Annotated in this window: 24 protein-coding genes, 3 tRNA genes and 3 pseudogenes; 11 read left to right on the top strand and 19 right to left on the bottom strand. The window is 69.3% G+C overall.

Going from position 1 to position 25811, the window contains the following annotated elements:
• Positions 1-119: 119 nt before the first annotated feature.
• Entirely contained in the window at positions 120-1184 is a 1065-nt protein-coding gene (locus tag ACZ4SA_RS17350; protein ID WP_468275042.1) for an adenosine deaminase, read from the top strand.
• A gap of 140 nt (positions 1185-1324) precedes the next feature.
• Positions 1325-1623, top strand: a pseudogene (locus ACZ4SA_RS17345) (NAD(P)H-binding protein); the annotation flags it as partial.
• On the opposite strand, the gene ACZ4SA_RS17340 reads toward ACZ4SA_RS17345, so the two are convergent.
• The 8 genes from ACZ4SA_RS17340 to ACZ4SA_RS17305 all read right to left on the bottom strand — a co-directional run bounded on the left by ACZ4SA_RS17340 (position 1613) and on the right by ACZ4SA_RS17305 (position 6510).
• Positions 1613-2668 carry a UDP-N-acetylmuramate dehydrogenase gene (locus ACZ4SA_RS17340; RefSeq protein ID WP_468275040.1) on the bottom strand — a complete coding sequence of 352 codons (1056 nt, stop codon included), beginning with the start codon at positions 2666-2668 and terminating at the stop codon, positions 1613-1615. The pseudogene ACZ4SA_RS17345 and the gene ACZ4SA_RS17340 overlap by 11 nt on opposite strands.
• Before the next feature lie 167 nt (positions 2669-2835).
• Entirely contained in the window at positions 2836-4299 is a 1464-nt protein-coding gene (locus tag ACZ4SA_RS17335) for an MFS transporter (RefSeq protein WP_468275038.1), read from the bottom strand.
• A gap of 80 nt (positions 4300-4379) precedes the next feature.
• Entirely contained in the window at positions 4380-4940 is a 561-nt protein-coding gene (locus ACZ4SA_RS17330; protein ID WP_468275036.1) for a TetR/AcrR family transcriptional regulator, read from the bottom strand.
• A 148-nt stretch (positions 4941-5088) separates the two neighbouring features.
• Entirely contained in the window at positions 5089-5517 is a 429-nt protein-coding gene (locus ACZ4SA_RS17325; RefSeq protein WP_468275035.1) for a MaoC family dehydratase, read from the bottom strand.
• On the bottom strand, positions 5517-5969 hold the full coding sequence (locus ACZ4SA_RS17320; RefSeq protein ID WP_468275033.1) for an FAS1-like dehydratase domain-containing protein: 453 nt from the start codon (positions 5967-5969) through the stop codon (positions 5517-5519). The genes ACZ4SA_RS17325 and ACZ4SA_RS17320 overlap by 1 nt, the downstream gene beginning before the upstream one ends.
• A gap of 97 nt (positions 5970-6066) precedes the next feature.
• A complete protein-coding gene (gene rpmG, locus ACZ4SA_RS17315) occupies positions 6067-6231 on the bottom strand; it encodes a 50S ribosomal protein L33 (protein WP_003956487.1) in 165 nt (54 codons plus the stop codon).
• A gap of 86 nt (positions 6232-6317) precedes the next feature.
• A tRNA-Met gene (locus tag ACZ4SA_RS17310) sits at positions 6318-6390 on the bottom strand.
• 47 nt (positions 6391-6437) lie between these two features.
• A tRNA-Thr gene (locus tag ACZ4SA_RS17305) sits at positions 6438-6510 on the bottom strand.
• Between the two features lie 451 nt (positions 6511-6961).
• Between ACZ4SA_RS17305 and ACZ4SA_RS17300 the strand changes: the two genes are divergently transcribed.
• The 5 genes and pseudogenes from ACZ4SA_RS17300 to ACZ4SA_RS17280 form a co-directional block, all read left to right on the top strand.
• A complete protein-coding gene (locus tag ACZ4SA_RS17300; RefSeq protein WP_468275031.1) occupies positions 6962-8260 on the top strand; it encodes an amidohydrolase family protein in 1299 nt (432 codons plus the stop codon).
• A gap of 60 nt (positions 8261-8320) precedes the next feature.
• The gene (locus tag ACZ4SA_RS17295; RefSeq protein WP_468275030.1) at positions 8321-8977 is read left to right on the top strand and encodes an SDR family oxidoreductase; all 657 of its coding nucleotides are present in this window, start codon (positions 8321-8323) and stop codon (positions 8975-8977) included.
• Positions 8978-9060: 83 nt separating this feature from the next.
• Positions 9061-9570: a GyrI-like domain-containing protein gene (locus ACZ4SA_RS17290; RefSeq protein WP_468275028.1), complete on the top strand. Its 510-nt coding sequence runs from the start codon at positions 9061-9063 to the stop codon at positions 9568-9570.
• Between the two features lie 735 nt (positions 9571-10305).
• A complete protein-coding gene (locus tag ACZ4SA_RS17285) occupies positions 10306-11925 on the top strand; it encodes an alpha/beta hydrolase (protein ID WP_468275025.1) in 1620 nt (539 codons plus the stop codon).
• 291 nt (positions 11926-12216) lie between these two features.
• Positions 12217-12711 (top strand): annotated as a pseudogene (locus ACZ4SA_RS17280) (site-specific integrase); the annotation flags it as partial.
• 67 nt (positions 12712-12778) lie between these two features.
• Here ACZ4SA_RS17280 and ACZ4SA_RS17275 read toward each other — a convergent pair.
• Together ACZ4SA_RS17275 and ACZ4SA_RS17270 are read right to left on the bottom strand one after the other, a co-directional pair.
• On the bottom strand, positions 12779-14344 hold the full coding sequence (locus tag ACZ4SA_RS17275; protein WP_468275023.1) for an NACHT domain-containing protein: 1566 nt from the start codon (positions 14342-14344) through the stop codon (positions 12779-12781).
• A gap of 309 nt (positions 14345-14653) precedes the next feature.
• Positions 14654-14735, bottom strand: a tRNA-Tyr gene (locus tag ACZ4SA_RS17270).
• Between the two features lie 194 nt (positions 14736-14929).
• Here ACZ4SA_RS17270 and ACZ4SA_RS17265 point away from each other — a divergent pair.
• The 3 genes from ACZ4SA_RS17265 to ACZ4SA_RS17255 all read left to right on the top strand — a co-directional run bounded on the left by ACZ4SA_RS17265 (position 14930) and on the right by ACZ4SA_RS17255 (position 16824).
• Positions 14930-15418: a YajQ family cyclic di-GMP-binding protein gene (locus ACZ4SA_RS17265; RefSeq protein WP_468275021.1), complete on the top strand. Its 489-nt coding sequence runs from the start codon at positions 14930-14932 to the stop codon at positions 15416-15418.
• Between the two features lie 232 nt (positions 15419-15650).
• On the top strand, positions 15651-16157 hold the full coding sequence (locus ACZ4SA_RS17260) for a methylated-DNA--[protein]-cysteine S-methyltransferase (protein WP_468275019.1): 507 nt from the start codon (positions 15651-15653) through the stop codon (positions 16155-16157).
• 13 nt (positions 16158-16170) lie between these two features.
• A complete protein-coding gene (locus ACZ4SA_RS17255; RefSeq protein WP_468275016.1) occupies positions 16171-16824 on the top strand; it encodes an alpha-ketoglutarate-dependent dioxygenase AlkB family protein in 654 nt (217 codons plus the stop codon).
• 26 nt (positions 16825-16850) lie between these two features.
• Here the strand turns inward: ACZ4SA_RS17255 and ACZ4SA_RS17250 are convergent, their stop codons facing one another.
• The gene (locus ACZ4SA_RS17250; protein ID WP_468275014.1) at positions 16851-17120 is read right to left on the bottom strand and encodes a GlsB/YeaQ/YmgE family stress response membrane protein; all 270 of its coding nucleotides are present in this window, start codon (positions 17118-17120) and stop codon (positions 16851-16853) included.
• Positions 17121-17234: 114 nt separating this feature from the next.
• On the opposite strand from ACZ4SA_RS17250, the pseudogene ACZ4SA_RS17245 reads away from it, so the two are divergent.
• Positions 17235-17527 (top strand): annotated as a pseudogene (locus ACZ4SA_RS17245) (amino acid permease); the annotation flags it as partial.
• A gap of 95 nt (positions 17528-17622) precedes the next feature.
• Here the strand turns inward: ACZ4SA_RS17245 and ACZ4SA_RS17240 are convergent.
• The 8 genes from ACZ4SA_RS17240 to ACZ4SA_RS17205 all read right to left on the bottom strand — a co-directional run bounded on the left by ACZ4SA_RS17240 (position 17623) and on the right by ACZ4SA_RS17205 (position 25809).
• On the bottom strand, positions 17623-18015 hold the full coding sequence (locus ACZ4SA_RS17240) for a YccF domain-containing protein (protein ID WP_468275011.1): 393 nt from the start codon (positions 18013-18015) through the stop codon (positions 17623-17625).
• A complete protein-coding gene (gene htpX, locus ACZ4SA_RS17235; RefSeq protein ID WP_468275008.1) occupies positions 18012-18875 on the bottom strand; it encodes a zinc metalloprotease HtpX in 864 nt (287 codons plus the stop codon). The genes ACZ4SA_RS17240 and htpX overlap by 4 nt, the downstream gene beginning before the upstream one ends.
• 149 nt (positions 18876-19024) lie before the next feature.
• Entirely contained in the window at positions 19025-20545 is a 1521-nt protein-coding gene (locus ACZ4SA_RS17230; RefSeq protein WP_468275005.1) for an NADH-quinone oxidoreductase subunit N, read from the bottom strand.
• Positions 20542-22128 (bottom strand): NADH-quinone oxidoreductase subunit M, encoded by a 1587-nt coding sequence (locus tag ACZ4SA_RS17225; RefSeq protein WP_468275003.1) that lies wholly within the window; start codon positions 22126-22128, stop codon positions 20542-20544. The genes ACZ4SA_RS17230 and ACZ4SA_RS17225 overlap by 4 nt, the downstream gene beginning before the upstream one ends.
• A gap of 3 nt (positions 22129-22131) precedes the next feature.
• Complete coding sequence (locus ACZ4SA_RS17220; protein WP_468275000.1) at positions 22132-24132, bottom strand: NADH-quinone oxidoreductase subunit 5 family protein; 2001 nt, start codon at positions 24130-24132, stop codon at positions 22132-22134.
• On the bottom strand, positions 24129-24524 hold the full coding sequence (gene nuoK / locus ACZ4SA_RS17215) for an NADH-quinone oxidoreductase subunit NuoK (RefSeq protein ID WP_468274997.1): 396 nt from the start codon (positions 24522-24524) through the stop codon (positions 24129-24131). The genes ACZ4SA_RS17220 and nuoK overlap by 4 nt, the downstream gene beginning before the upstream one ends.
• A complete protein-coding gene (locus ACZ4SA_RS17210) occupies positions 24524-25132 on the bottom strand; it encodes an NADH-quinone oxidoreductase subunit J family protein (RefSeq protein WP_468274995.1) in 609 nt (202 codons plus the stop codon). The genes nuoK and ACZ4SA_RS17210 overlap by 1 nt, the downstream gene beginning before the upstream one ends.
• Positions 25129-25809 carry a NuoI/complex I 23 kDa subunit family protein gene (locus tag ACZ4SA_RS17205; RefSeq protein ID WP_468274993.1) on the bottom strand — a complete coding sequence of 227 codons (681 nt, stop codon included), beginning with the start codon at positions 25807-25809 and terminating at the stop codon, positions 25129-25131. The genes ACZ4SA_RS17210 and ACZ4SA_RS17205 overlap by 4 nt, the downstream gene beginning before the upstream one ends.
• Positions 25810-25811 lie beyond the last annotated feature (2 nt).

Genomic DNA, 25811 nt, shown 5'->3' with positions numbered 1-25811 from the left:
TCCGCTCCCTCGCGGGACGGGCCTCCGGCTTCGGCCGGGGGCCCGTTTCTGCGTTCGGGCAAGAACCCGATCGGGGAAAAGGGCTGCCCGGGACGGGTTTCGTACGGCAGGATCCCTGAATGCTGCTCTCTTCAGACCCCCCGCACGTACGAGACGTCAGCCTGCTGCCCAAAGCCCATCTGCATCTGCACTTCACCGGGTCGATGCGGCCCGCCACCCTCCTGGAACTGGCCGACAAGTACGGCGTGCACCTGCCGGAGGCGCTCACCGGCGGCGAGCCGCCCAAGCTGCGGGCCACGGACGAGCGGGGCTGGTTCCGCTTCCAGCGGCTGTACGACATGGCCCGCTCCTGCCTGCGCGAGCCTGAGGACATCCAGCGGCTGGTGCGGGAGGCGGCGGAGGAGGACATCAAGGACGGCTCGGGCTGGCTGGAGATCCAGGTCGATCCGACCTCGTACGCGCCGCGGCTCGGCGGTCTGATCCCGGCGCTGGAGATCATCCTCGACGCCGTGGACAGCGCCGCGCGAGAGACCGGTCTCGGGATGCGGGTGCTGGTCGCCGCGAACCGGATGAAGCACCCGCTCGACGCCCGAACGCTCGCCCGGCTCGCGGTGCGTTACGCGGACCGGGGCATCGTCGGTTTCGGCCTGTCCAACGACGAACGGCGGGGCATGGCCCGCGAATTCGACCGCGCCTTCGCGATCGCCCGCGAGGGCGGGCTGCTGGCGGCCCCGCACGGCGGCGAGCTGACCGGCCCCGCGTCCGTACGCGACTGCCTCGACGATCTGCACGCCTCCCGCATCGGCCACGGCGTGCGCGCGGCGGAGGACCCGCGTCTGCTGCGGAAGCTGGCCGAGCGCGGCGTGACGTGCGAGGTCTGCCCGGCGTCGAACGTGGCCCTCGGCGTCTACGAGAAGCCGGCGGACGTACCGCTGCGGACGCTCTACGAAGCCGGCGTCCCGATGGCCCTCGGTGCGGACGACCCTCTGCTCTTCGGCTCCCGCCTCGCGGCCCAGTACGAGCTCGCCCGCCACCACCACGGGTTCGCGGACGCCGACCTCGCCGAACTGGCCCGCCAGTCGGTGCGCGGCTCCGCGGCACCGGAGGACGTCAGGCGAAAGCTGCTCTCGGGGATCGACGACTGGCTGGCGGGACCGGTCGTCCGACAATTGACGGGTTGGTGAGCCGGAGGCGCCTCTGGGACGAGGTCGGCAGGTGCTCCGCGCCCGGGCAGGGCCTCGGCGAGGAGCTCAGGCCGGAGAGACGCCGCGCAGCCGTGAGCGCGAGGGCCGCTGCGGAGTCGTCGGGTCGGGGCGGCTTGCCGTCCGTACTCAAGGACGTCTACGCGGATCTGCGGGTCGTGGAGGACGAGCCGTCCCGCAGCGCCACCGACTGGACCTCCGTCGACCGCCCAGGCTGCTCGACGGGCCGCTGACCGGCACCTACCGCACGGTCGTCGGCGGCAACCCGCACGGTGGCCGGATCATCGGCCGGGTCGGCCGGGCGGACGTGGCGCACGCGATGCCCGCGACGACCGACGACCCGGCGACGCTCAAGCAGGACGTGGGAGTCGCCTGCCAGGCCCTGTCCTGCACCAGGGACTGTCCGGTACCTACAGGCTGACGCCGACCGTCACCGGCTCGTTGACAAGGGTCACCCCGAAGGCGTCCCGCACTCCCGCGACCACCTCGCGGGCCAGCGCCAGCAGATCCTCCGTGGTGGCCTCGCCCCTGTTCGTGAGGGCGAGCGTGTGCTTGGTCGAGATACGGGCCGGGCCGGAGCCGTAGCCCTTGGTGAAGCCGGCCTTGTCGATCAGCCACGCGGCCGATGTCTTCGTGAGGCCGTCAGCGGACGGGTAGGCGGGCGGGGCGATGCCGTCGCCGAGCCGGTCGCGTACGCGGACGAGGAAGGCCTCGTACTCGGCGGCCGTGAGGATCGGGTTGGTGAAGAAGGAACCGGCCGACCACGTGTCGTGGTCGTCGGGGTCGAGCACCATGCCCTTGCCGGCGCGCAGCCCGAGCACCGTCTCGCGGGCGGTGGCGGCCCGAACGCGGTCGCCCACCTCGACGCCGAGAGCACGGGCGGTCTCCGCGTACTTCACGGGCGCGGACAGCCCGCCCGCGTCCTCCAGCCGGAAGCGGACGCGCAGCACGACATAGCGGTCGGGGTCCTGCTTGAAGCGGCTGTCGCGGTAGGAGAAGCCGCACTCGGCGTTCGCGAGGGTGGCCGTCTCCCCGGTACGACGGTCGTAGGCGATCACCTCGGTGACGGTCGAGGAGACCTCCTGGCCGTACGCGCCGACGTTCTGGATCGGGGTCGCGCCCGCGGAGCCGGGGATGCCGGCCAGGCACTCGATGCCCGCGAGGCCTGCCTCGACGGTCCGGGCGACGGCGTCGCTCCAGGTCTCCCCCGCGGCCAGCTCCAGCCGGGTCCCGTCGAGCTCGAAGCCGCGGGTCGCGATGCGCAGCGCGGTGCCCTCGAAGCCCTTGTCGCCGATGACCAGGTTGCTGCCGCCGCCGATGATCAGCAGCGGCGTGCCGGCCTCGTCCGCCTCGCGCACGGCGGCGGTCACCTCGTCGTCGGTGGTGGCCGTGACGAGGCGCGTCGCGGGACCGCCGAGCCGGAAGGTGGTCAGGGGGGCAAGGGGGGCGTCGTGAAGTTCCTGCACGGAGACAAGAGTACGGTCCGCGCCCCCGCCGCTCGGGCGGGGCCGCGGACCGCGGGGGCGGGATGCAGACCGTGCGGGCCGGGGGCGGGGCCCCGGCCCGCGAGGGCCGGGCCGGGCTCCGCACCGCGAGGAACGGCCGGGGCGGCCCGCGAGGGCCGGGGCGGGATTCAGACCGCGACCGGTGCGCGTTCGCCGTCGGCGGAGGCGGGCCCGGCGGGCTCGGAGGCCGCCAGGGGGCCGTCGGGGACGATCCGGCCCTTGGGGATCAGCAGCGCCACCAAGGCCGCGAGTGCGAGCACCCCGGCGCCGAGCCAGACCGCGGGCACCGTTCCGTCGGAGAAGGCCTGGGGGGACTCGTAGCCGCCTTGTGCGGCGAAGACCGCGCCGAGCACCGCGATGCCGAGAGCGCCGCCGACCTCGCGCAGCGCGTTGTTGGCCCCGGAGGCGATGCCCAGCTCCGCGGACCGGACGCTGGACATGACCACGCTGGCGGCGGGCGCGAAGTAGAGCGCCATGCCGATGCCGCTGATGACGAGCGCGGGCAGCTGGGCAGCGTACGAGACACCCGGTTCCAGGACCAGGGCGAAGAGCGCGAGGCCGACTGCCTGGAGCGCGAGGCCGGCGGTGACGACCGGACGGCCGCCGATCCGGTCGGACAGGATGCCGGCGAACGGCGCCACGAGCAGCGACATGCCGGTCCAGGGCAGCATCCGCAGTCCTGCCTCGGTGGGCGAGTAGCCGACCACTCCCTGCAGGAACTGGCTGAGCAGGAAGATCGAGCCGAACATACCCAGGAACATCAGCAGGCTCGCGATGTTGATTCCGAAGAAGGCGCGGCTGCGGAAGAGCCGCATGGGAAGCATGGGCTTTCTGGCCACGGAGCCGTGCCAGATGAAGGCGACGAGCAGCAGGGTGCCGGCCGTCAGGCAGAACAGGATCCGGGTGCTGGACCAGCCGTCGGCGTTGCCGTTGACCAGGGCGTAGACGATGCCGAAGAGGCCGCCGCTGACGAGCAGGGTCCCCGGGACGTCCAGCCGGGCGTCGGGGGCGTACGACTCGTCGAGGCGCAGCCGGGCGAGTGGCAGCAGCGCCAGGCCTATGGGGACGTTGAGCCAGAAGATCCACTGCCACGAGATGTGCTCGGTGAGGCTGCCGCCGATGAGCGGGCCGGTGGCGACGGCCACGCCGGTGGCGGCGCTGAAGATGCCGAGCATGGCACCGCGTCGGGCGGCCGGGACGGCCGCGGTGAGCAGTGTCAGTGTGAGCGGCATCATGATCGCCGCGCCGACGCCCTGGACTGCGCGGGCGGCGATGAGGGCATCGATACCCGAGGCGAGAGCGGCCGCGGCCGACGCGCCGGTGAAGACGGCCAGGCCCACGATGAACAGCCTCCGGCGGCCGAAGCGGTCACCGAGAGCCGCACCGAACATCAGCAGGACGGCGAAGGTGAGCGTGTAGGCGCTCACGGTCCATTCCAGGTCCTCCAGCGCCCCGCCGAGGTCCTTGCGGATGGACGGAAGGGCTGTGGTGACGACGAGGTTGTCGAGCGCCGCCATGAAACCGGCGGTGCTGGTGATGACGAGTGCCCAGACAGCGCTGGTGCGCCGCGCGGGCCGCTGACTTTGATTCACTGCTCCCCCAGAGGATTAGTAATCCATGACTAACTTTCACTGCCGAGACGTGCGCGGACCGCACCGGGGAACCGTCGGGCTCACTCGTCGGCGGGACGCGCGGAGACGTAGAAGCCGGACCAGATGCGGTGATCGGCGGGAAAACCCATGGAGACAAGGACGTTGATGAGCATCCCGTAGGCGAGGAAGGTCGTCGTCTCGTCCGTGTCGGCGCCGAGAAGCAGATGGACGGCGTCCCACAGCTCGAGCCATCCGGATCGCACCTGCTCACCGAACTCGTGGTCGCCCGCCGCCTCCGCGGCCGCCACGGCGACGTACATCTGCATCTGCATCAGCAGCTTCTCGGGGTCGTCGGCGATGAGGCGCTGATACGCGGTCGCCATCGCGTGGAGGGCCTCCTCGCCCTCCAGCCCGTCAGCCGCCTCCTTGAAGACGCGCCGGGTGTCGGCGAGGCACCGCGAGGAGGCGGCGAGGAAGATGGCCTGCTTGTTGGGAAAGAGACGGAAGAGGTAGGGCTGCGAGACGCCGACACGCTTGGCGATGACCTCGGTGGAGGTGCCGTTGTACCCGGCGCGCGCGAACTCGGCGATCGCCGCACGGATCACGCTCTCGCGTCGCTCTTCTGCGCTCATCCTGACCATGAGTACAAGTTATTGGTCAATCACTAACCAAGTCAAGAGGGGCGGCCGGCGGACACAGCCGGCAGCGGAAACCCCCAGGAGCCGGAAACAGCCGAAGGGTGCCCCGCCTCGGCAGGGCACCCCTCGTCGCATCGGCCGGCCGCGTCCGTCAGACGAGCTGCACCACCGCGCGGGACATGCCCAGCACCTTCTGACCGTCGCTCGTCGCAACGAGGTCCACGCGCACCCGGTTGTCGTCGAGCTTCACCGCGACCTTGCCGCTGACCTCGATCAGCGCACCCTTGTCGTCGTTCGGAACGACGACCGGCTTGGTGAACCGCACCCCGTACTCGACGACCGCGCCCGGGTCGCCGACCCAGTCGGTCACCACGCGGATCGCCTCCGCCATGGTGAACATGCCGTGCGCGATCACATCCGGCAGCCCGACCTCGGTGGCGAACTTCTCATTCCAGTGGATCGGGTTGAAGTCGCCGGAGGCGCCCGCGTACTGCACCAGCGTCCCGCGCGTCACGGGGATGCCACGCGCCGGCAGCTCGGTACCGACCTCGACGTCCGCGTAGGAGATCCTCGCTGCCATCACGCCTCCTCGGCGGCTCGCGCCACCAGCTTCGTCCACGCCGTCACGACCAGTTCACCGGTCTCGTCGTGCACCTCGCCGCGGATGTCCAGAATGTCGTTGCCGGCAAGGGACTTGATGGCCTCGATCGTCGACGTGACCGACAGCCTGTCCCCCGCACGCACGGGGCGCGCGTACGCGAACTTCTGGTCGCCATGCACCACACGGCTGTAGTCCAGCCCCAACTGAGGGTCCTGGACGACCTGCTCGGCAGCCTTGAAAGTGATCGTGAAGGCGAAGGTCGGCGGAGCGATCACATCGGTGTGACCGAGCGCGCGCGCCACCTCGCGGTCGGTGTAGGCGGGATTCGCGTCACCCACCGCCTCTGCGAACTCGCGGATCTTTTCCCGTCCCACCTCGTAGGGCGCGGTGGGCGGATAGGTCCGCCCCACGAAGGACTGGTCGAGCGCCATGACTGGCTCCCTCCTGATATTGACCACAGCAAAATGACGGCACGACAAACGACACGAGGCCGCCCCCAGGGGGGGCGGCCTCGTATACGAGCCTGATTCAGCGCGTTTCGCGGTGCGCCGTGTGCGAGTTGCAGCGCGGGCAGTGCTTCTTCATCTCAAGACGGTCCGGGTTGTTACGCCGGTTCTTCTTGGTGATGTAGTTCCGCTCCTTGCACTCCACGCAGGCCAGCGTGATCTTCGGGCGGACGTCGGTGGCAGCCACGTGAGTGCTCCTTGGACGGATAGGACGGATGAACGCATAAAAGAGTAGCCGATCGGAGGACCGACCCCACAATCGGCTACTGTGTGTAGCGGTGACCGGACTTGAACCGGTGACACAGCGATTATGAGCCGCTTGCTCTACCGACTGAGCTACACCGCTGCGATGCTGGATCTCCTCACCCGAAAGTGAGGATCACCGAACATCAGAGCCCCAATACGGAATCGAACCGTAGACCTTCTCCTTACCATGGAGACGCTCTGCCGACTGAGCTATTGGGGCGAGCGATGAAGACATTACACGGTCGGCTGCCGTTCGCCCAAATCCGTTTCCACGCGCCCCGTCGGCCGCCTTCCGGTCCCCTTGCGGCCCGGAAGGCATCCCCGCACCGGCACTCGCCGGCCGCCCGCTCCCGCGTCGCGGACGGACGTGCGGCGCGCGCCATGGACGGACGCGTGCGCCCGTCGCCACCGGGGCCCCACGCCGGTGACGCGCGCCGTTCCTGACAGCACCATGCCCGTGACGCCTGCAGTTCTCGTTCGGCACCACGCCCGTCCCGCACGCCACTTGCGACCACACCGGTACGACTATTGCGCTCCTCCTCGAAGCGCATCGCGTGCGCCCCTACGCTCGACTCACGCTGTGTGATCCTTTCCGGCTCCCACGCCGCGGCTCCCACCCCCGCCCGGGCGCCGCTCGCCGTCCGAGCCCGACCGCCCCACCCAGGAGCGCGATGCCCGACAGCCAGCCGCCGCCCCCCGACGGCGCCGCCGCGGACTCAGCCGCGCTGCTGCTCTGCGGCGCCCGGCTCACCGACGGCCGCACCGTCGACGTCCGGCTCAGCGGTGGCCGCATCGAGGCGGTCGGCACCGCGGGAAGCCTCCCGCCGCACTCCGCCCGACTGGATCTGACCGGCTTCCTGCTGCTGCCCGCCCCCGCCGAACCCCACTTCCACGGCGACACGGCTCTCAGTGCGGAGACCCCCGGGCCCGTCTCCTACGACACGGAAGACGTCCAGCGGCGCGCCACCGAGGCGGCACTGCTGCAGCTGGGCCACGGGGCGACGGCGCTGCGCTCGCACGTACGGATCGGGGACGTACAGGGTCTCGACTCTCTGGAGGCGGTGCTGCAGGCGCGGCGTTCCCTGCGCGGGCTGGCCGATCTGACCACCGTGGCGGTGCCCCGGCTGCTGACGGGCCTCGCGGGGGCCGACGGTCTGTCGATCCTGAGGGACGCGATGAAGATGGGCGCCGGGGTGGTGGGCGGCTGCCCGGACGCCGACCCCGACCCGACCGGATACGTGGAGGCGGTCCTCGAGATCGCCTCCGAACACGGCTGCCCCGTCGACCTGCACACCCACGGCGACGACCCCGCACGGCTGGCGCGGCTCGCCGCGATGGCCGGCGGGCTGCGGCCGGGCGTCACGATCGGGCCGTGCGCCGGTCTCGCCCGGCTGCCACGCGACATCGCCTCCAGGACTGCCGACCAGCTCGCGGCAGCCGGCGTCACCGTCGTCTCGCTGCCCCAGGGCGGCTGCGCCGGCGTCGAGCAGCGCGGCAACGCGCCGGTCCGGCTGCTGCGCTCGGCGGGCGTGCGGGTCGCGGCGGGCAGCGGTGCGCTGCGGGACGTGTGCAACCCGGTGGGGCGGGGGGATCCGCTGGAGGCCGCGTACCTTCTGTCGTCGCAGGCCGGGATGCGGCCCTCCGACGCGTACGGCTGCGTGGCCGGCACGGCCCGCGAGGTGATGGGGCTCCCCGAGGTGCGGGTCGAGGCCGGTTTCCCGGCGGAGCTGCTCGCGGTGCGCGGCGAACGGATCTCGGGCGTGCTGTCGCTCGCGTACAGCCGGATCGTCATCCACCGCGGGCGGGTGGTGGCCCGTACGAGCGCGGTGCGCGAGTACTGCGACTCGGCGGCTGAGGTCGCCTTCGAACTGCCGCGCCAGGGACGCCCCGACCACGGGCTCGGATCCGGGCCGGGGGCGGGACCTGGCGCGGGTCCCGGGCCTGGCTCCGGGCCGGACGCCGGACCCTGACTGCGGTCGGAACCACGGTCTCCTGAGCGCCGCCCCGGGTTCGGACGTACCGTCGTAGGCATGCGCATTGTCATCGCTGGAGGACACGGTCAGATCGCTCTCCGTCTCGAACGGTTGCTCTCGGCAAGCGGGCACGAGGTCGCGGGCATCATCCGGAATCCGGACCATGGGGACGACCTGCGGGACGCGGGCGCCGAACCGGTACTGCTGGACCTGGAGTCGGCGTCGGTGGAAGAGGTCGCCGCCGTACTGCGGGGCGCGGACGCCGCGATCTTCGCCGCGGGCGCGGGGCCGGGCAGTGGCATCGACCGCAAGGACACGGTGGACCGCGGCGCAGCGGTGCTCTTCGCCGACGCGGCCGAACGGGCGGGCGCACGGCGGTACATCGTCGTGTCGTCGATGGGCGCCGACGCCGAGCACGAGGGCGACGATGTCTTCGACGCATACCTGCGCGCGAAGGGCGCCGCGGACGACTACGTGCGCTCCCGCACCGGCCTCGAGTGGACGATCCTGCGCCCCGGCGCGCTGACCAGCGACGCGGGCAAGGGCCTCGTACGGCTGGAGGCCTCGACGGGACGCGGGCCGGTACCGCGCGACGACGTGGCGGCGGTGCTCGCGGAGATGGTGGAAACACCGGCAACGGCGGGGCTGACGCTGGAGCTCATCAGCGGTTCGACACCGGTCACCGTCGCGGTGAAGGACATCGCAGGGAACTGACGCCGCCGCCTCTCCCTCCGTCCCCGGGACTGCCGGGCCCTCCCGTCCGATGAATTCCCTCCGCCCGTGGGGTCATTGAGGTCATGAGCAATCACACACAGGACATCCGGCCGGACATCGAGGAGCGCGAGGAGCAGCTCTATGCGTACATCCGCGGGTCCGTACGGATGGACGCTTTCGCACAGATCGCCGACCGGCTGCCCGAACTGGTCAACTGGCTGACAGGGAAAGGCGTGGAGTTCGCGGGTGCGCCCTTCTTCCGGTTCAACACGTTGGACATGGATGGGGAGTCGGTGGTGGAGGCGGGCGTGCCGGTCGCCTCGGCCCCGGAGCCGGAGGGAGACATCGGCGTGGCCGTACTCCCCGCCGGCCGCTATGCGACGGCCACCCACATCGGCCACCCCGACCAGCTCTTCGGCGTCGCCGCCGCGATGCGCAACTGGGCGGCGCAGGAAGGCTTGGAGTGGGACATGACGGTGGTCGACGGGGTGGAGCACTGGGCGTGCCGGACGGAGTCGTATCCGACCGATCCCCGGGTGGAGCCGGACATGTCCAAGTGGGAGATCCAGCTGGCGTTCCGGCTGGCGGACTGAGGCGCCGCCGGAGGATTTCGCCGACGCCGCGGGGCGCTGGCTGTGTCTCACGCTCCCGTGACGACGGCCCCCTGGCACATCGGGCACCGGTCGGTGCCGTCCCTCTGCTCCATCCGAAGGCTGCGGGCGAGAGGGACTTGCCCTCCAACCCCTCGCGTACGGCAACCCGATAGGTCCAGACCGCGCCGATGTAGTGGTGATAGGCGCCGTGGAAGGCGGCCGATGCCGGCTCGGCGCCTGCCGCCACCACCCGTTGCAGCGAGCGGAGCTTCTCGAACATCGCCTGCCCGGCGCTAGATCAAGGCGGCTCGCTCCGCTCGCCGCGCGCGGCCCCGGCTCCGCCGGACGAGCCCCTACGAGCACACCTGATGCAGTGGACGGTAGCCCAACGTGGCTGGGGCGGTCGGCTCCACGGCTTGTGGCAGCCACCATGGAGCGAGCCTCGAAGATCATGGCCCCAACGTCGTGCTTTACCGTGCGGGTCCACAGACTGCCCGAATCGCCGGAAGCTTACGGGGCCATGATCTCTCGCCCCGTGGCAGCTCCCGCCCAAAGCCGCTCCGCCGACCCCGATGCAACGTCCACCGCCGTGCCGCACGGATGATGCCGCTGCTCAGCTGCTCCGCATCAGCACGCATGTGCGTGGCAGGAGCTCGTCACCCGTTCAGCCTTGGCGTGTTGCCCATGGCCCCGGCGGCCGGTCGGATGGATTGCGCTCGCCCGAGCCGGCGCCCGATGCGCGTCATCACCCAGAAGGGTTTGCACATGCCGGGATCGACGATGAGTTGGCGGCGCCGCGGCGTCGTGTGCGCCGCAGGGGCCACGCTGCTCTCCAGTGTCGTGACTGGGACCGGCGCGGCAGAACGTCCTCGCGGAGGGGGTCCTGTCGGCGGTCCGGGGTGGGCTCTGGACTGGAGGCCCTGCACGGGCGACGGGCAGAAGGGGTTCGAATGCGCCACGACGCAGGTTCCGCTGGACTACTCCGGCTTCCGTGCCGGAGGCCCCACCATCGAACTGGCGGTGATCAGGGCCCGGGCGACCGTTCCGGGCCGTCGTATGGGTTCGTTGTTCTTCAACCCCGGCGGACCCGGAGGTGCGGGCACGGTGGGGCTTCCGGCGCAGTACGAGAAGTTCCCCAAGGAACTGCAACAGCGGTTCGACATCGTGAGTTGGGACCCTCGCGGTATCGGACAAAGCACCGCGGTTCGGTGCTTCGCCAACACCGAAGAAGCAGAAAACTGGATTGCGGACGTTCCCCCCTTCCCCGTCGGCAGACAGCAGCGCAAGGAGTACGTCGCCGCCTACGCCGACCTCGGCCGTCGCTGCGAGCAGCGGGTGCCGGAACTGCTGCGCCACGTCTCGACAGCCGACACCGCGCGTGATCTCGACTGGCTGCGGCGTGCGGTCGGCGAAAAGCAACTGCGCTACTGGGGCGTCTCGTACGGCACCTTCCTGGGCGCCACCTACGCGAACCTGTTCCCGTCCAAGGTCGGACGCCTGGTACTGGACGGCAACGTCGACCCCTGGGCCTGGGCCAACAACGGCTCCCGGCAGGAACCGAAGCTCAGCACGTTCCTGCGCCTTGAGTCGGATCTCGGCTCGGAGTCGACCCTGCGGCAGTTCCTGGATCTGTGCGGGCGAGCCTCGGCGAGCCGCTGCGCCTTCTCCGCCGGCAGCCCGACGAAGACCCGTGCCAAGTTCGAGGAGCTGATGCGTCGTCTGGCGCAGCGGCCCCAGGGAGCGTGGACTTACGCGAAGACCGTCAGCGAGGTCCGCGGCGGCCTCTACACGGTCCATCCGGGCTGGAACGACACCGCCGACACGCTGCAGGCGCTCTGGAAGCGCCGCACCCCCGAGGAGCCGGAGGCGCCTCCCGGCCCCCCGCCGTACCCCGGCTTCGAGCAGCCCATCGCCGTGCTCTGCGCGGAGAGCCCCAACCCGCGTCATCCGCAGCGGTACACCGAACTCGACAGGTTCAGCACGAAGCGTGCCGGGGACCTCGGGCACTGGTGGTCCTGGGCCAACGAGCCCTGCTCGACCTGGCCGGCCAAGGCAGCAGACAAGTACCTCGGACCGTGGAACAAGCCCATCGCGTATCCGGTCCTCGTGGTCAATCCGACCTACGACCCCGCCACTCCCTATCAGGGCGGCGAGGCCATGGCCGGAGAACTGGCTGACGCACGACTGCTCACGCTGCAGGGGTACGGCCACACCGCACTGGACAATCCCAGCGGCTGCGTCGGCCGCCACGCGGTCCGCTACTTCCTCATTGGCGCTCTCCCGCCCGCCGGCGCCACATGCGAACAGGACACCCCACCCTTCGCGGCGACGGCAGCACCCCCCGCAGACCGTTGACGCAGCCCCGAACAGCGAGCCCTTGCCATGGACGGCTGTCGCGGGGGACTGGCCTACGCGATCGGCGGCTGTCAAGCGAACTCACCGAGGCGGGCCGGGCGGTGTTCGGCATCGGAGGGCTCCAGGTTCCCGTCACGACCTCGTCCGGGTGGGAGGCCGGACTGACCGGCCCGCATGCGTTTGGCCTACAGCAGTTGATTGCGCACGCAGCGTCGTACCAGCGATTCAGGGAACCGGTATCCGGCACACCTCTCCGGAGAGGGGGTGGCGCAGCCGAAACGACACACAAGCCGAGGCTGGGGCATGCTGCGGCTACCCGAAAGCCGAGCGCGCTCGGGCACGGCCTGGACGGACAGCGGTGAGGCTCACGACCAGCGAGGGTTGAAGCACCGGTCACGCAAGGCGGTTCGGTACGTGCCGATACCTCCGGAGCTGCTGGCCCTGCTGCGCTGGCACGTCGTCCGGTTCGGCACGGCGCCGGACGGTCGGCTGTTCCGCACCGCACGCGGCGGCATGGTGCAGGAAAGCGGCTACGGCGAGGTCTGGGCCCGCGCTCGAGCCGACGTGCTCTCGCCCGGTGAATTGGCGTCGAAGCTCGCCAAGCGGCCCTATGACCTCCGCCACGCAGCTGTCTCGTCGTGGCTCAGCTCTGGAGTGGAGCCGCAGCTCGTAGCCGAACGCGCCGGCCACAGCGTTGCTGTGCTGTTCCGGGTGTACGCGAAGTTCCTCAAGGGCGGGGACGAGGCGGCCAACGCCAAGATCTCTGCCCGATTGAGAATCAAATAACTAAGAATCAGCCGCTTCGAGTCAATAATCTCTCCTGATGCGGCAAGCCATCAGATCTGATGCCGCATCAGGAGAGGGAGGGCGGTTTCATAGAAAGCAACTCTGCCGCGCTCATGTGCGTCGTCTTATCTGCCAGGTAGTCCTGGATCATTTTGTGCAGAAACGCATAGGCATCACCAGAACGGCGCATTATCGCCCTATCGGCGACATAATCCAAGAAATCCCGCCGAATATGGGGTGGGTAAAATCTGTCGGGCAGGCTATCAGCTAGCTTCCGATAAAAGAAGTTCGCCCTACTCTCTGGATTGCCTGCCTCATACCCCGAAAGAGCCCTCCCGACCTTAATGTGCCAGTACAGCCCTCCAGGGAACATCGACCTAACAGCACTCTCGGGTGCCTGATAAAGCAAACGCCACGGGTCGGAGGGGTAGAAAGCAGTCGCGTGGACTGCACTCATGATACGCGCGAGCACCAAAAGACAGTACTCCACTTCCGCTGGCGCCCAGCGATGCGGAACACGAATTCCTCGAAGAGTTCGATCCCTTTGGATCATCCGATCGATGTAGGCATCGAATATTCGCCCGCGACGCTCCTCAACGGTGCCAGAACCGTTTACCTCTTCTTCACTCACGCCCCCGTACGCCAGAACAGCTACTCCGAGCATCAAAGGCGTCGTCAACAGCCGTGCCAACACAGGGTCCGCAGCAGCGGCAGCCGCAAGCCCCCTCATGGACTCCCCAGCGCCGTTCAGCAATGAATGGACGGAAGAAACCTCAAGCGGCTTGAGAGAAACTGCCCCATTTAAGATCAACTGAATGTCGAGCGCGCTGTAATCACCCGACCTACAAGAAACTGCAACCGCACAATGCGGATGCCGATCAACGGAGATAAAGTCATTGATTTCCGCCACGCACTTCCGGCGAAGCTGCGGAGCAACTTCATCCAGCCCATCCAGCACAAGTGCAATCGCATCATTCCGAAATAGGGCCAGAGACACCTCCGGCGCCACGCGGTACCGAGTGCGCATCTCGTCCAGCAACCAGTCTTGAAATGGCCCCCCGTGCCAGTTGCTCAGAAGAAGGAAAACCGGAGCCGGTTCCTCTACGGTCTGCTCGGCTGCTTCCAGTAGCGCGGCCGTGAGATCGAGCATCTGCGAGGTCTTACCAGCCCCCGGCTCGCCAAGAACGAGGACTTGAGAGTTATGACGGACGAAAAAATCTTTCAGCGAAGTTCCGGGGTGGACCGGAACTCCTTCCGCCGACGAAAGAACGGGCGAACCCCACGGATGGTGGATTGCGGACGGCTGCTCCAGGAGACCCAGCTCAACCCGAACTGACCGTTGCCAAGTCAAGTCGAGCCGATTCACCCACGTTTCGCGTACCGATCGAAGCAGCGCTAGGCGGGTACGTTCGAGTTTCTCAGCCGCGACCTGTTGCGGCATCACGTCCAGCGGCAGCCTGCTCCTCAGGTACTGGATGTATACGAGGAGGATGGCAATTGTCGAGACGACAATTACCCCTAAAACGAGATGGGCTGGTTTGTCGCTGATGTACCCCTTGTAGATGTCCGGAAGGAGGCCCGCAGCCAGCGCCGTCGCAAGGAACAGGGCGGCCGCCGTGAGTAAACCACTCAAAACCCAAGTGGTCTGCCGCCTGCTTGGCCGTCGCCTCGGTGCCACCATGCCAACCCCCGTAGCGCTCCAACGATCAAGCCGAAGGCTAGCAACGCCACAGGATCTGCATGGGCTGTAGCGGAAACCTCCAAGCCTGGAGCAGAGCTGGATGCATGCCGACCGCGAAACCGACGCGTCCACGCCCCGTCCACAGCAGCTGGTAGAGAGCGCGCGTGAACGAGACAGAGCGAGACAGTCGGCTCTGTCGACGCTCCAACGACGATGGCCCCTGGCCTGCGTTTCCGCAGATCAGGGGCCATCTTTATCGCGTGGCGGCGCCAGGATTCGAACCTGGGTAGGCTAAGCCGACGGATTTACAGTCCGCTCCCATTGGCCACTCGGGCACACCGCCATGGGATGTCGCTCTGGAGGCATCCGCTGTGGGGCGGTGCTCCGTGGCAACGACGTAAACGATACCTGATGCGTGGGGGTGCTTCGCCACTGGATTGATCAGCGCCCTGGGCGGGCGCGGGTGGCTAGGCTTGCCCGAGCGGTCCGGCTCAGCGGGCCGCGCCTCCACGCACCCGATACAAGGAGCCACAGGACATGGCCGACTCCAGTTTCGACATCGTCTCGAAGGTCGAGCGGCAGGAGGTCGACAACGCCCTCAACCAGGCGGCGAAGGAGATCTCGCAGCGCTACGACTTCAAGAACGTCGGTGCCTCGATCGCCTGGTCCGGCGAGAAGATCCTGATGCAGGCGAACTCCGAGGACCGCGTCAACGCGATCCTGGACGTCTTCCAGACCAAGCTCGTCAAGCGCGGCATCTCGCTGAAGGCGCTGGACGCCGGCGAGCCGCAGCTCTCCGGCAAGGAGTACAAGATCTTCGCCTCCATCGAGGAGGGCATCTCCCAGGAGAACGCCAAGAAGGTCGCGAAGGTCATCCGCGACGAGGGCCCCAAGGGTGTCAAGGCGCAGGTTCAGGGCGACGAGCTGCGGGTCAGCTCGAAGAGCCGGGACGACCTGCAGGCCGTGCAGGCGCTGCTCAAGGGCCAGGACTTCGAGTTCGCGCTGCAGTTCGTGAACTACCGCTGACATTGGCGGGCGCGCTGGGGCACCGGGGGCGGAGTGGCTTTGCCGGTCCGCCCCCGCCCTGTGCCCGCCGGTGCGGGACGCACCGGGCACCCACCGGGTGTGACGTCCGAATTCCGCCAGCTTCACGAGCGCCGCGGACGCAGACTCATAGGAGCGGGACGGACGGCCTCGTAGCCGCGGGTCGGAGGGAACCTCCCGCGAGAGGCAACACCTGCAAGGAAGGACGCACGCCATGACCAGGGTGTACGACGCCGTCGCCAGCCCGCTGGGCGAGCTGCTGCTCGTCGGCCGGGCCTCGGCCACGGCGAAGGGCGGCACCGCACTGGCCTCGCTCTCGCTGCCGGGGCAGCAGGGCGGCGCCGTCATCGAGGACGGCTGGCGGCGCGAGCCGGAGGCCTTCCAGGAGATCGGCCGTCAGCTGTCGTCGTACTTCGCCGGCCGGCTGACCCGATTCGAGATCGAGTACGTCGATGCCGGGACCGACTTCCAGCGCCGCGTCTGGCAGGCGCTGGAGAGCATCCCTTACGGAGGGACGACCACGTACAAGGAGATCGCAGAACGGGTCGGCACCTCCGCGGTGGGCGTCCGGGCGGTGGGGACGGCGATCGGGCGCAACCCGCTGCTCGTCGTGCGGCCCTGTCACCGGGTGATCGGCGTGGACGGCGCGCTGCGCGGCTATGCGGGCGGCCTGGAGTCCAAGGCTCGGCTCCTCGGACTCGAGGGCGCACTGGCCCCATGACCGGAACAGCCTCATGAGCGGCGCACTGTTCCCCCGCGAACGAGCCGTCGTCTCGCCCGGCGCGGTTCATGTGCCCGGCTGGCTGTCTGCAGAGCGCCGGCGGGAGCTGGTGGACGCCTGCCGCGGATGGGCCGGTGGGCCGGTACCGATCCGGCACACGGTCCTGCCGGGCGGCGGTGTGATGTCGGTGCGCACCGTATGCGTGGGCTGGCACTGGCAGCCGTACCGGTATTCCCGCACGGCGGACGACGTGAACGGTGCCCGGGTGGCCGAATTCCCGGACTGGCTGGTGGAGTTGGGTCGCGAGGCGCTGGTCGAGGCGTACGGCGAGCATCGCGGGTACACGCCGGACACGGCACTGATCAACTTCTACGACGGCGCGGCGCGGATGGGGATGCACCAGGACAAGGAGGAACGGTCCGGCGCGCCTGTGGTCTCGCTGAGCATCGGCGACGCGTGCGTGTTCCGGTTCGGGAACCCCGAGACACGGGGCCGCCCCTATACGGACGTGGAGCTGGCGTCCGGTGACCTGTTCGTCTTCGGTGGCGTCTCACGCTTCGCGTACCACGGCGTGCCGAAGGTGCTGCCCGGTACGGCCGACCTGGCGGCGGGGATGAGCAGCGGGCGGCTGAACATCACGCTGCGGGAGACCGGGCTTGCGGGCTGACCTGGTCCGTCGCCGCGGGCCGTCCCTCAGCGCGAGCGTGAGTGGCCGAAGAGTATGCGGTAGGCGATCAGCAGGACGAGCGAGCCGCCGATGGCCGCGATCCAAGTAGGCCCGTCGTAGAACTGGTTGGCGATATCCCGGTCCAGGAACCGGGCGGAAATCCAGCCGCCGAGAAAGGCCCCGGCGACGCCGATGGCCGTGGTGCCGATCGGCCCGCCAGGGTCCCGCCCCGGGAGCAGGATCTTGGCTATGACCCCGGCGATCAGCCCGAGGACGATCCAGCTGATGATGCTCATGCCGTGAACCTGCCTTTCTTGCGGTGTCGTTGTCGAGGACGCGATCCGCCTGGGGTGCGGTTGCGCTGGTCAGTGTGGTGCGACGCATGACACGTGAGCGGCGGCGGGGGCCGGCTGGTGCCGGTGGTGGGTGTCGGCGCCGTCGTGACAGCACCGGATTCGTGCTCGCGCTGATTCTCGGCGTCTGGAGGACGACGCTCGCGACGGCCAGGGACGGCCATCTGCCGGGTGCACTGGCCGCCGTTCGTCCGTGCTTCCAGGTGCCGCACCGCGCGGTGGTCGCTGTGGGCGCCGTCGCCGCGGTGGGGGCGGCAACGGTGGACCTGCGCGGGGCGATCGGCTTCTCTTCGCTCGGAATGCTCGTTTACTACACAGTCGCCAACGCCTCGGCTTGGACGCCGAGTTCCGGACGGGGCGGCGTTACACCCGTTCGGGTGTACGGGACGTCCCATGTGCGGTCATGCGCGTGGAGTCCGGACGCCGACCGAACGGGACGCCGCGCTCAACGCGTCGCGAACGGCCGCTCGGTCGGGACGATTTCCCTGCCCAGTGGCATCAGGGAGACAGGAATCAGCTTGAAGTTGGCGATGCCGAAGGGGATGCCGATGATCGTGATGCACAGCGCGATGCCTGTGACGATATGGCCGAGCGCGAGCCACCAGCCGGCCAGGATCACCCACAGGACATTGCCCACGAGTGAGGGCGCGCCGGAGTCGCGTCGGTCCACGGTTGTGTAGCCGAAGGGCCAGAGGGCGTAGACGCCGATCCGGAACGACGCCAGGCCGAACGGGATGCCGATGACGGTGATGCAGAGAATCACTCCCGCCAGCAGGTATCCCAGAAACAGCCAGAAACCGCTCAGGACCAGCCATATGACGTTCAGGATTGTCTTCACGGGCGAGGACCTGCCATCTGCTCGAGTCGGGCGATACGTTCCGCCATCGGTGGGTGGGTCGAGAACATCCTGGAGAGCCCGCGGCCGGGGCCGAAGGGGTTGGCGATCATCATGTGGCTCGCGGTTTCGAGCCGTGGCTCCGGCGGCAGCGGCAGTTGCTTCGTGCCGGCGTCGAGCTTGCGCAGGGCGCTGGCCAGGGCCAGTGGGTCGCCGGTGAGCTGGGATCCCGACGCGTCCGCCTCGAACTCCCGGGAGCGGCTGACCGCCAGCTGGATCACGGAAGCCGCCAGGGGGCCGAGCAGCATGATCAGCAGCATGCCGATCAGGCCGGGGCCTTCGTCGTCGTCGGAGCGGCCGATGGGGATCAGCCAGGCGAAGTTGACCAGGAACATCACCACGGAGGCGAGCGCTCCGGCAACTGAGGAAATCAGGATGTCACGGTTGTAGACATGGCTCAGCTCATGGCCGATCACGCCGCGCAGCTCGCGCTCGTCGAGGATCCGCAGGATCCCCTCGGTGCAGCACACCGCCGCGTTGCGCGGGTTGCGGCCCGTCGCGAACGCGTTGGGAGCTTGGGTCGGGGAAATGTAGAGACGCGGCATGGGCTGGCGGGCCGCGGTGGAGAGCTCGCGGACCATGCGATAGAGCGCGGGGGCCTCGAACTCGCTGACGGGGCGGGCGCGCATGGCCCGCAACGCCAACTTGTCGCTGTTCCAGTAGGCGTACGCGTTGGTGCCGAGCGCCACGACAAGCGCGACGAGCAGCCCTGTCCGGCCGAAGAAGCTGCCGATGACAAGGATGAGTGCGGACAGCCCCCCGAGGAGTACGGCGGTCTTCAGCCCGTTGTGCCGGCGGTGCACGCTACGCCCTCCAAGTGGTGCGGCAGGGGACCCTTTGCGTGGTGGTGCTCCACTCTCCAGTGGACCCTTCTGAACTGGTCAACGCCAGGCGAAGGACACTGGTTCCCTTGCACGCCACGGCCCCGGGCGTGGGCCGTTCGGGTGGGGCGTCAGAACAGGCTGGTGGCGGCGAAGCGCAGGACCAGCTGGGGGTATCCGGAGAGCACGACACCGACGGCAGCTGCCAGGACCACGGCGACGGTGACCGAGGCGGGGGCACGCTTCCTGCTGGGCTCCGCCGCCCCTTCCGCCGCCTCGGGGGCGCGGAACAGAATCGCCGTCCACTGCAGGTAGTAGTACAGGGCGATCACCACGTTGACGCCCATGACGACGGCCAGCCAGCCGAGGCCGGCGTCGACGGCCGCAGAGAAGACGGTCACCTTCGCGAAGAGGCCCACGATGCCTGGCGGGAGTCCTGCCAGGCAGAGCAGGAAAAAGCCCATGGCGAGGGCCGTGAGCGGGCGGGTGGCGTACAGGCCGCGGTAGTCGGAGATCCGGTTCAGCGGCCGGCTGCGGGCCACGAGCGCAGCCACCGCGAAGGCGCCCAGGTTCACCACGGCGTACATCAGGGCGTACGCGACCGTCGCGCCGATCTGCACGTCGCTGGAGTAGGCAGCGGCGGCGATCGGGACCAGCAGGTAGCCGGCCTGCGCCACGGAGGACCAGGCCAGGAGACGGACCGCGCTCCACGCGCGTGTCGCCGACTGGCGCAGGGCCGCGACGTTACCCGCGGTCATGGTCAGAGCGGCGAGGACCGCGAGAGCGGGGCCCCAGATGTCCGCGTATCCGGGGAAGGCGATGACGGTCACCAGGATGAGCCCGGTGAAGCCGACGGCCTTGCCCACGACGGACAGGTAGCCCGCGATCGGCAGCGGCGCTCCCACGTAGGTGTCGGGCACCCAGAAGTGGAAGGGCACCGCGGCCGTCTTGAAGGCGAAGCCGACAAGAGTCAGCGCGACGCCTGCCTTGGCGAGCGTGTCGAGCTGTCCGGGCACGTCCTCGAGGCCCGCGGCGACCTGGGTGAGGTGCAGCGTCCCGGTCGTGGCGTACACGAAGCTGACGCCCAGCAGCGTCACGGCCGTTGCGGCGACGGACGAGAGGAAGAACTTCAGCGCGGCTTCGCTGGAGAGCCGGTCCCCCCTTCTCAGACCCACCAGCGCGAAGGCCGGGAGCGAGGCGACCTCCAGGGCGACCACCAGGGTCGCGAGGTCACGTGAGGCGGGCAGCAGCGCCGCACCCGCCGCGGAGGAGAGCAGCAGGAACCAGAACTCTCCTGCCGGGAGCTTCTTCCGCGTCTCGGTGAGGGAGAGCAGCGCGGTCAGGAGAGCACCGCCGAATACCAGGAACTGGATCACCAGCGTGAAGTGGTCGGCGGTGTAGCTGCAGGCCGCTGCGTTGTCAGTCAGGCAGAAGGTGGAACGGTCGCCCTTGCGGAGCGGCAGGAGCGCGAGCAGCGAGGCGACGAGACCGGTGACGGCGACGGCGCCCAGCAGCGGCTTGCGCCGTTCGTCGACAAAGAGATCGGCGACCAGGACGATCAGGGCCGCGACCGCCGTGATCGTGGGCGGCGCGACGGCGGCCCAGTCGACGGACTGGACGAGGCTGGTGACGCTGTCTGCTGCCACGGTCACGACTTGCCTCCTGCGAGGAGCTTCTGCACGGCCGGGTCGGTGAGGCCGAGGAGGACCGCGGGCCACAGACCGGCGAGGACGGTGAGGGCGACGAGCGGGGTCCAGGCGGCGAACTCGTACGCCCGGACATCGGCGAGCGGCTCGGCCTCGGCCCGGTCCGCCGGCGGCCTGGCTCCCATGCACACCCGCCGCACGACGACGAGCAGATACGCGGCCGTGAGCAGGGTGCCGAAGGCGCCGATCGCCATGAAGGTGAGGAACGCGGGACGGCTGAGGCCGTCGGCGGGGTCGAACGCCCCGAACAGAGCGAGCATCTCGCCCCAGAAACCGGCGAGCCCCGGCAGCCCCAGCGACGCGACCGCGGCGAAGGCGAGCAGACCACCGAGGCGGGGGGCATGGCCGTACAGCGCGGCGCCCGTCGCACCCGCAAGGGCATCGAGGTCGGCGGTCCCGTAGCGGTCCTTGACCGCGCCGACCAGGAAGAACAGCAGGCCGGTGATGAGGCCGTGGGCGATGTTGGCGAACAGGGCGCCGTTCACGCCGGTGGGCGTCATCGTCGCGATGCCGAGCAGCACGAAGCCCATGTGGCCGACGGACGAGTACGCGATCAGCCGCTTCAGGTCGCCGCCCGCGCCGCTCCTCGCGAGGGCGAGGCAGGCGAGGGAGCCGTAGATGATGCCGACGACGGCGAACGCGGCGAGGTACGGCGCGAAAGTACGCATGCCGTCGGGCGCGATCGGCAGCACGATACGAACGAAACCGTACGTTCCCATTTTCAGCAGAACGCCCGCGAGGAGAACGGAGCCCACCGTTGGAGCGGCGGTGTGGGCATCGGGCAGCCAGGTGTGCAACGGCCACATCGGCGTCTTCACCGCGAGGCCGAGGCCGATCGCCAGAACGGCGATGACCTGCACGGATGCTGTGAGTCCCCGGCCGTTGTCAGTGGCGAGTGCCACCATGTCGAATGTGCCCGCCTTCAGCCCGATGAGCAGGATGCCGAGCAGCATGACGACCGAGCCGAGCAGTGTGTAGAGGATGAACTTCCAGGCGGCAGGCTGCCGCGCCTCCCCGCCCCAGCGGGCGATGAGGAAGTACATCGGGATGAGCACGATCTCGAAGGCCAGGAAGAACAGCAGCAGGTCGAGGACGGCGAAGGTCGCCAGAGTCCCGGACTCCAGGACGAGAAGCAGGGCGACGAACGCCTTCGGGGACGGGCCCGCAGGCATTTTGAAGTAGCTGTAGAGCGCGCAGAGAAAGGTCAGCAGCGCCGTAAGAACCAGAAGGGGGAGCGAGATGCCGTCGATGCCGAGGTGGATCCGCACATCAAGTGCCGGGATCCAGCTGATGTCCGTCGTGGCCTGCATCTTCGACGGATGGTCGTGGTCGAAGCCGAGCGCCAGGACGACGGCCGCGACCAGGACCGTGCCAGTGACGGTCATGCCGTGCCGCAGAACCGCCTGGTCCGGGCTGCTGCCGCGAAGCCCGGGCGGGGCGGGCAGCAGGGCTGCGGCGGCTCCGACGAGCGGCCCGACGACGATGAACGCGAGAAGGAACTGCATCACGGACGCGCTGATATCGATCACGGCTCACGATCCGGCGTTGACGTTGGAAAGGACGACGGCGGCGATCGCCAGGACGACGGAGCCGGCGAGCAGAGCGCTCAGGTAGGTCTGCACATTGCCGGTCTGCGCGCGGCGGACAGCCGCGCCGAGCCAGCGCGTGCCCGTGCCGGAGCCGCGTACATAGGAGTCGACGACCTCGCGGTCCAGGAAGCTGACCAACTGGGCGGCCGCCCGGACGGGACGGACGAACATCGCGGTGTAGAGCGCGTCGACGTGGAAGCCCGCGGCAGCGTGCCGGTGGAGGGGGCCGAGCAGCAGCCGGGCCGGGTCGGCCGGGTCGGGGGCCGCGGCGATGTCGCCGTAGGCAGGCTTGTGGGTGACGATGGCCTCGGCCTCGGAGACGGCAGGTTCGGCGTCCGGGTGCGCCGCGACCGCGCCGATGGGGGGTCGGGCGGCGACCGCGGTGGAATGCCGCCAGGCTCCGTAGGTGATCAGCCCGCCGACGAGGGCGACGCCTGTGCCGAGGACGGCGGTGGTGAGGGTCGGGGTGAGCTCATGGCCGTCGAACCAGCGGGGCAGGCGGCCGGCGGTCAGCCCGAAAGCGAGCGACGGGACGACGAGGACCCAGAGCACGCTGGTCATCGCGATGGGCTGCCTGCCGTGGTCGGGAGCCTCGGTGCCGCGTCCCCGGAAGGCGAGCAGCCATAGCCGGATCGCGTATGCGGCGGTGAGAAGAGCGGTCACGAGCGCGGCGACGAGCACGAACCAGCCGGCGGCGGTGGGCGCGACGGCCGAGTCGCCGATAGCGGTGTGCTCGGCGGCCACGAGTACGGCTTCCTTGGAGAAGAAGCCGGCGAAGGGCGGGATCGCCGCGAGGGCGAGAAGCGCGACGGTCATCGTCCAGTACGCGTCGGGGACGCGCTTGGCGAGTCCGCTCATCCGCGACATGGCGGCGAGCGAGTTGGTGCCGGCGGCGTGGATGATCACGCCGGCGGAGAGGAAGAGCAGCGCTTTGAACGCACCGTGGGACAGGAGGTGGAAGACGGCGGCGCCTCGGTCTCCGACGGCCAGGGCGCCCGACATGTAGCCGAGCTGGCCGATGGTCGAGTAGGCGAGGACCCGCTTGATGTCGTCCTGGGCGAGCGCGGCGAGCGCCGAGCCAACCATCGTCACAGCGGCCATCACGGCAAGCACGGTCATGGCGGCCGCGGACGCCGCGAAGAGAGGAAGGAGCCGGGCCACGAAGTAGATGCCGGCCGCGACCATCGTCGCCGCGTGGATCAGCGCGGAGACGGGGGTGGGGCCCGCCATCGCGTCGGGCAGCCAGGTGTGCAGCGGGAACTGCGCCGACTTGCCCGCCACGCCCGCGAGGAGCAGCAGGGCGATGAGCGTGGGGTGCTCGACGGCGTCGGCGGCAACGGCTCCGAGGATCCCGGTGATCCGGAACGTGCCCGCGTCGGCCGCGAGCGCGAACAGACCGATCAGGAAGGGGACATCACCGAGCTTGGTGACCAGGAACGCCTTGAGGGAGGCGGCCCGTGCCTCGGGCGTCTCCCAGTAGTGGCCGACGAGGAAGTACGAGCAGATGCCCATGATCTCCCAGCCGACCAGCAGCACCATCAGGTCGCCGGAGTAGACGACGAGCAGCATCGCGGAGGTGAACAGCGAGACGAGAGCGGCGTACGAGGGATAGCGAGGGTCGTCGCGCAGGTAGCCCGTCGAGTAGATCTGCACGCACGAGGCGACGACACCCACCAGGACGGCCGCGAGGGCGGCGAAACCGTCGAGGTACAGGGCGAGGTCGATCGGGACCGAGCCGGTGGGCGTGAGCTGCGTCGAGGCTTCGATCGCCTTGCCGCCGCCCTGGCGTACGGCGACGAGCACGGCGAGCACGGCCGCGGCGAGCGTCGGCAGTACGGCCAGCGGACGTACGAACCCGGGTGCACGGCGGCCGAGCAGCAGCCCGGCCGCGGCGCCCAGAAAAGGAAGGAGGGGTACGAGGACGGCGAGGGTCGTGGTGGTCACGCGGTGGCCTCGGCCTTCTCCTCGCGGTCTGTGGATGTCTCGCCGGCAACACCGTGGCCGGGGCCGGAACCTTCGGGACCGTCCGGCGATTCCGCGGTGTCGCGGAGACGGTCGATATCCGAACTGCCGCGGTTGCGGTACACCATGAGCACGATCGCCAGGCCGATACCGATCTCCGCCGCGGCGATGGCGATGATGAACAGGGTGAGCGCCTGGCCGGCGTGCAGGGTGTCGCGCAGCCACACGTCGAAGGCCACGAGGTTGAGGTTGACCGCGTTGAGCATCAGCTCGACGGACATCAGGACAAGGATCGCGTTGCGGCGGGCAAGCACCCCGTACAGCCCGACGCTGAAGAGGAGCACGGCCAGCACGGCTGGATAAGCGAGGTGCATCAGCTGTTCCCCTCTTGGGTTGTTCGGTCCGCAGTGCCGGTGGGGGGTGTGCGGGGCGTGCCGGCCGGCTCTGCGTCCCTGCGGGACAGGACGATTGCGCCGACGAGTGCGGCGAGCAGCAGTACGGAGAGCGCCTCGAACGGCAGCACCCAGTGCCGGAAGAGGATCTCCCCGGACACCTTGGTGGACCCCTGGACCGGCCCGTCGAGGTCGATCCACGTGGTGCGGAAGGCGTCGACGACGACCCAGACCAGGGACGCCGCTGCGGCGAGCGCCACAGCGAGAGCGACCCATCGATTGCCGGAGTCGGCATCCGGTGAGCGGCCGATGGGTGCCTTGGTGAGCATCAGCCCGAAAAGAAGGAGGACAACCACGGAACCGACGTAGATCAGGACCTGCACCCACGCGATGAACTCCGCGGTGAGCAGGAGGTACTCGACGGCGAGGCCACCGAGCGCCACGACCAGCCACAGGGCGGCATGCACCAGTTGCCTGGTCGTGACGGTGATGACCGCTGCGCCGAGCGTGGCGATGCCCACGAGCAGGAAGGCGATCTCGACCCCGGTGGGGGACAGGAAACCGTGCGTCGCGGCGGCGGCGAGCGTCATGCCGGACCTCCCTGACCCGAAGTCGGGCCGTCTTCTCCCTCGGCGGGGCGTTCGCCGGGCGGCGGCGCGCCCTGCTGGGCGTCCCGGGCCTCCGGGGCCGCGCCCGGCGTGCCTTGCGGGGCGGACGGGGTCGTCGGGGGCGTGGCGTCAGCTTGTGCGGCTGCCAGCTTGTCCGCCGCCTTGCGGGCCGCGGCGACCTCCTTCGGCTCTTCCGCTCCGGGGTCCAGCGCGGGCGGCGCGGGAACGGTCCACATCCACTCGCGGAGTTTGTCGCGCTCGTGGGTGAGTTCGCGGATGTCCGTCTCCGCGTACTCGAACTCGGGCGACCAGAACAGCGCGTCGAAAGGACACACCTCGATGCAGATACCGCAGTACATGCAGAGGGAGAAGTCGATGGCGAACCGGTCGAGGACGTTGCGACTGCGCTCCCTGCCACCAGGGACGGCGGCCGGGACCGTCTCCTTGTGGGAGTCGATGTAGATGCACCAGTCTGGGCACTCGCGGGCGCAGAGCATGCAGACCGTGCAGTTCTCCTCGAACAGTCCGATCACGCCGCGCGTACGGGGCGGGAGTTGGGGCTGGACGTCCGGGTACTGCGCGGTGACGGTCTTCTTGGTCATCGTCCGCAGGGTGACGGCCAGGCCCTTGGCGAGACCGGATCCGGGGATCGGGGACACGA

It is taken from the genome of Streptomyces sp. NPDC027962 (genome assembly GCF_055566095.1).
Note: the sequence above shows the minus strand (reverse complement) of the source record. Positions and strands in the feature narration are given on the sequence as shown.

Bases quoted from the DNA above. Each gene is read 5' to 3' on its own strand.
- ACZ4SA_RS17290 (WP_468275028.1), top strand. From the start codon at position 9,061: ATGAGCAATCACACACAGGACATCCGGCCGGACATCGAGGAGCGCGAG.
- ACZ4SA_RS17330 (WP_468275036.1), bottom strand. From the start codon at position 4,940: ATGGTCAGGATGAGCGCAGAAGAGCGACGCGAGAGCGTGATCCGTGCG.
- ACZ4SA_RS17295 (WP_468275030.1), top strand. From the start codon at position 8,321: ATGCGCATTGTCATCGCTGGAGGACACGGTCAGATCGCTCTCCGTCTC.
- ACZ4SA_RS17350 (WP_468275042.1), top strand. From the start codon at position 120: ATGCTGCTCTCTTCAGACCCCCCGCACGTACGAGACGTCAGCCTGCTG.
- ACZ4SA_RS17250 (WP_468275014.1), bottom strand. From the start codon at position 17,120: ATGAGCATCATCAGCTGGATCGTCCTCGGGCTGATCGCCGGGGTCATA.
- nuoK (WP_468274997.1), bottom strand. From the start codon at position 24,524: ATGCACCTCGCTTATCCAGCCGTGCTGGCCGTGCTCCTCTTCAGCGTC.
- ACZ4SA_RS17210 (WP_468274995.1), bottom strand. From the start codon at position 25,132: ATGACGCTCGCCGCCGCCGCGACGCACGGTTTCCTGTCCCCCACCGGG.
- ACZ4SA_RS17300 (WP_468275031.1), top strand. From the start codon at position 6,962: ATGCCCGACAGCCAGCCGCCGCCCCCCGACGGCGCCGCCGCGGACTCA.
- ACZ4SA_RS17265 (WP_468275021.1), top strand. From the start codon at position 14,930: ATGGCCGACTCCAGTTTCGACATCGTCTCGAAGGTCGAGCGGCAGGAG.
- ACZ4SA_RS17260 (WP_468275019.1), top strand. From the start codon at position 15,651: ATGACCAGGGTGTACGACGCCGTCGCCAGCCCGCTGGGCGAGCTGCTG.
- ACZ4SA_RS17255 (WP_468275016.1), top strand. From the start codon at position 16,171: ATGAGCGGCGCACTGTTCCCCCGCGAACGAGCCGTCGTCTCGCCCGGC.
- ACZ4SA_RS17325 (WP_468275035.1), bottom strand. From the start codon at position 5,517: ATGGCAGCGAGGATCTCCTACGCGGACGTCGAGGTCGGTACCGAGCTG.
- ACZ4SA_RS17320 (WP_468275033.1), bottom strand. From the start codon at position 5,969: ATGGCGCTCGACCAGTCCTTCGTGGGGCGGACCTATCCGCCCACCGCG.
- ACZ4SA_RS17285 (WP_468275025.1), top strand. From the start codon at position 10,306: ATGCGCGTCATCACCCAGAAGGGTTTGCACATGCCGGGATCGACGATG.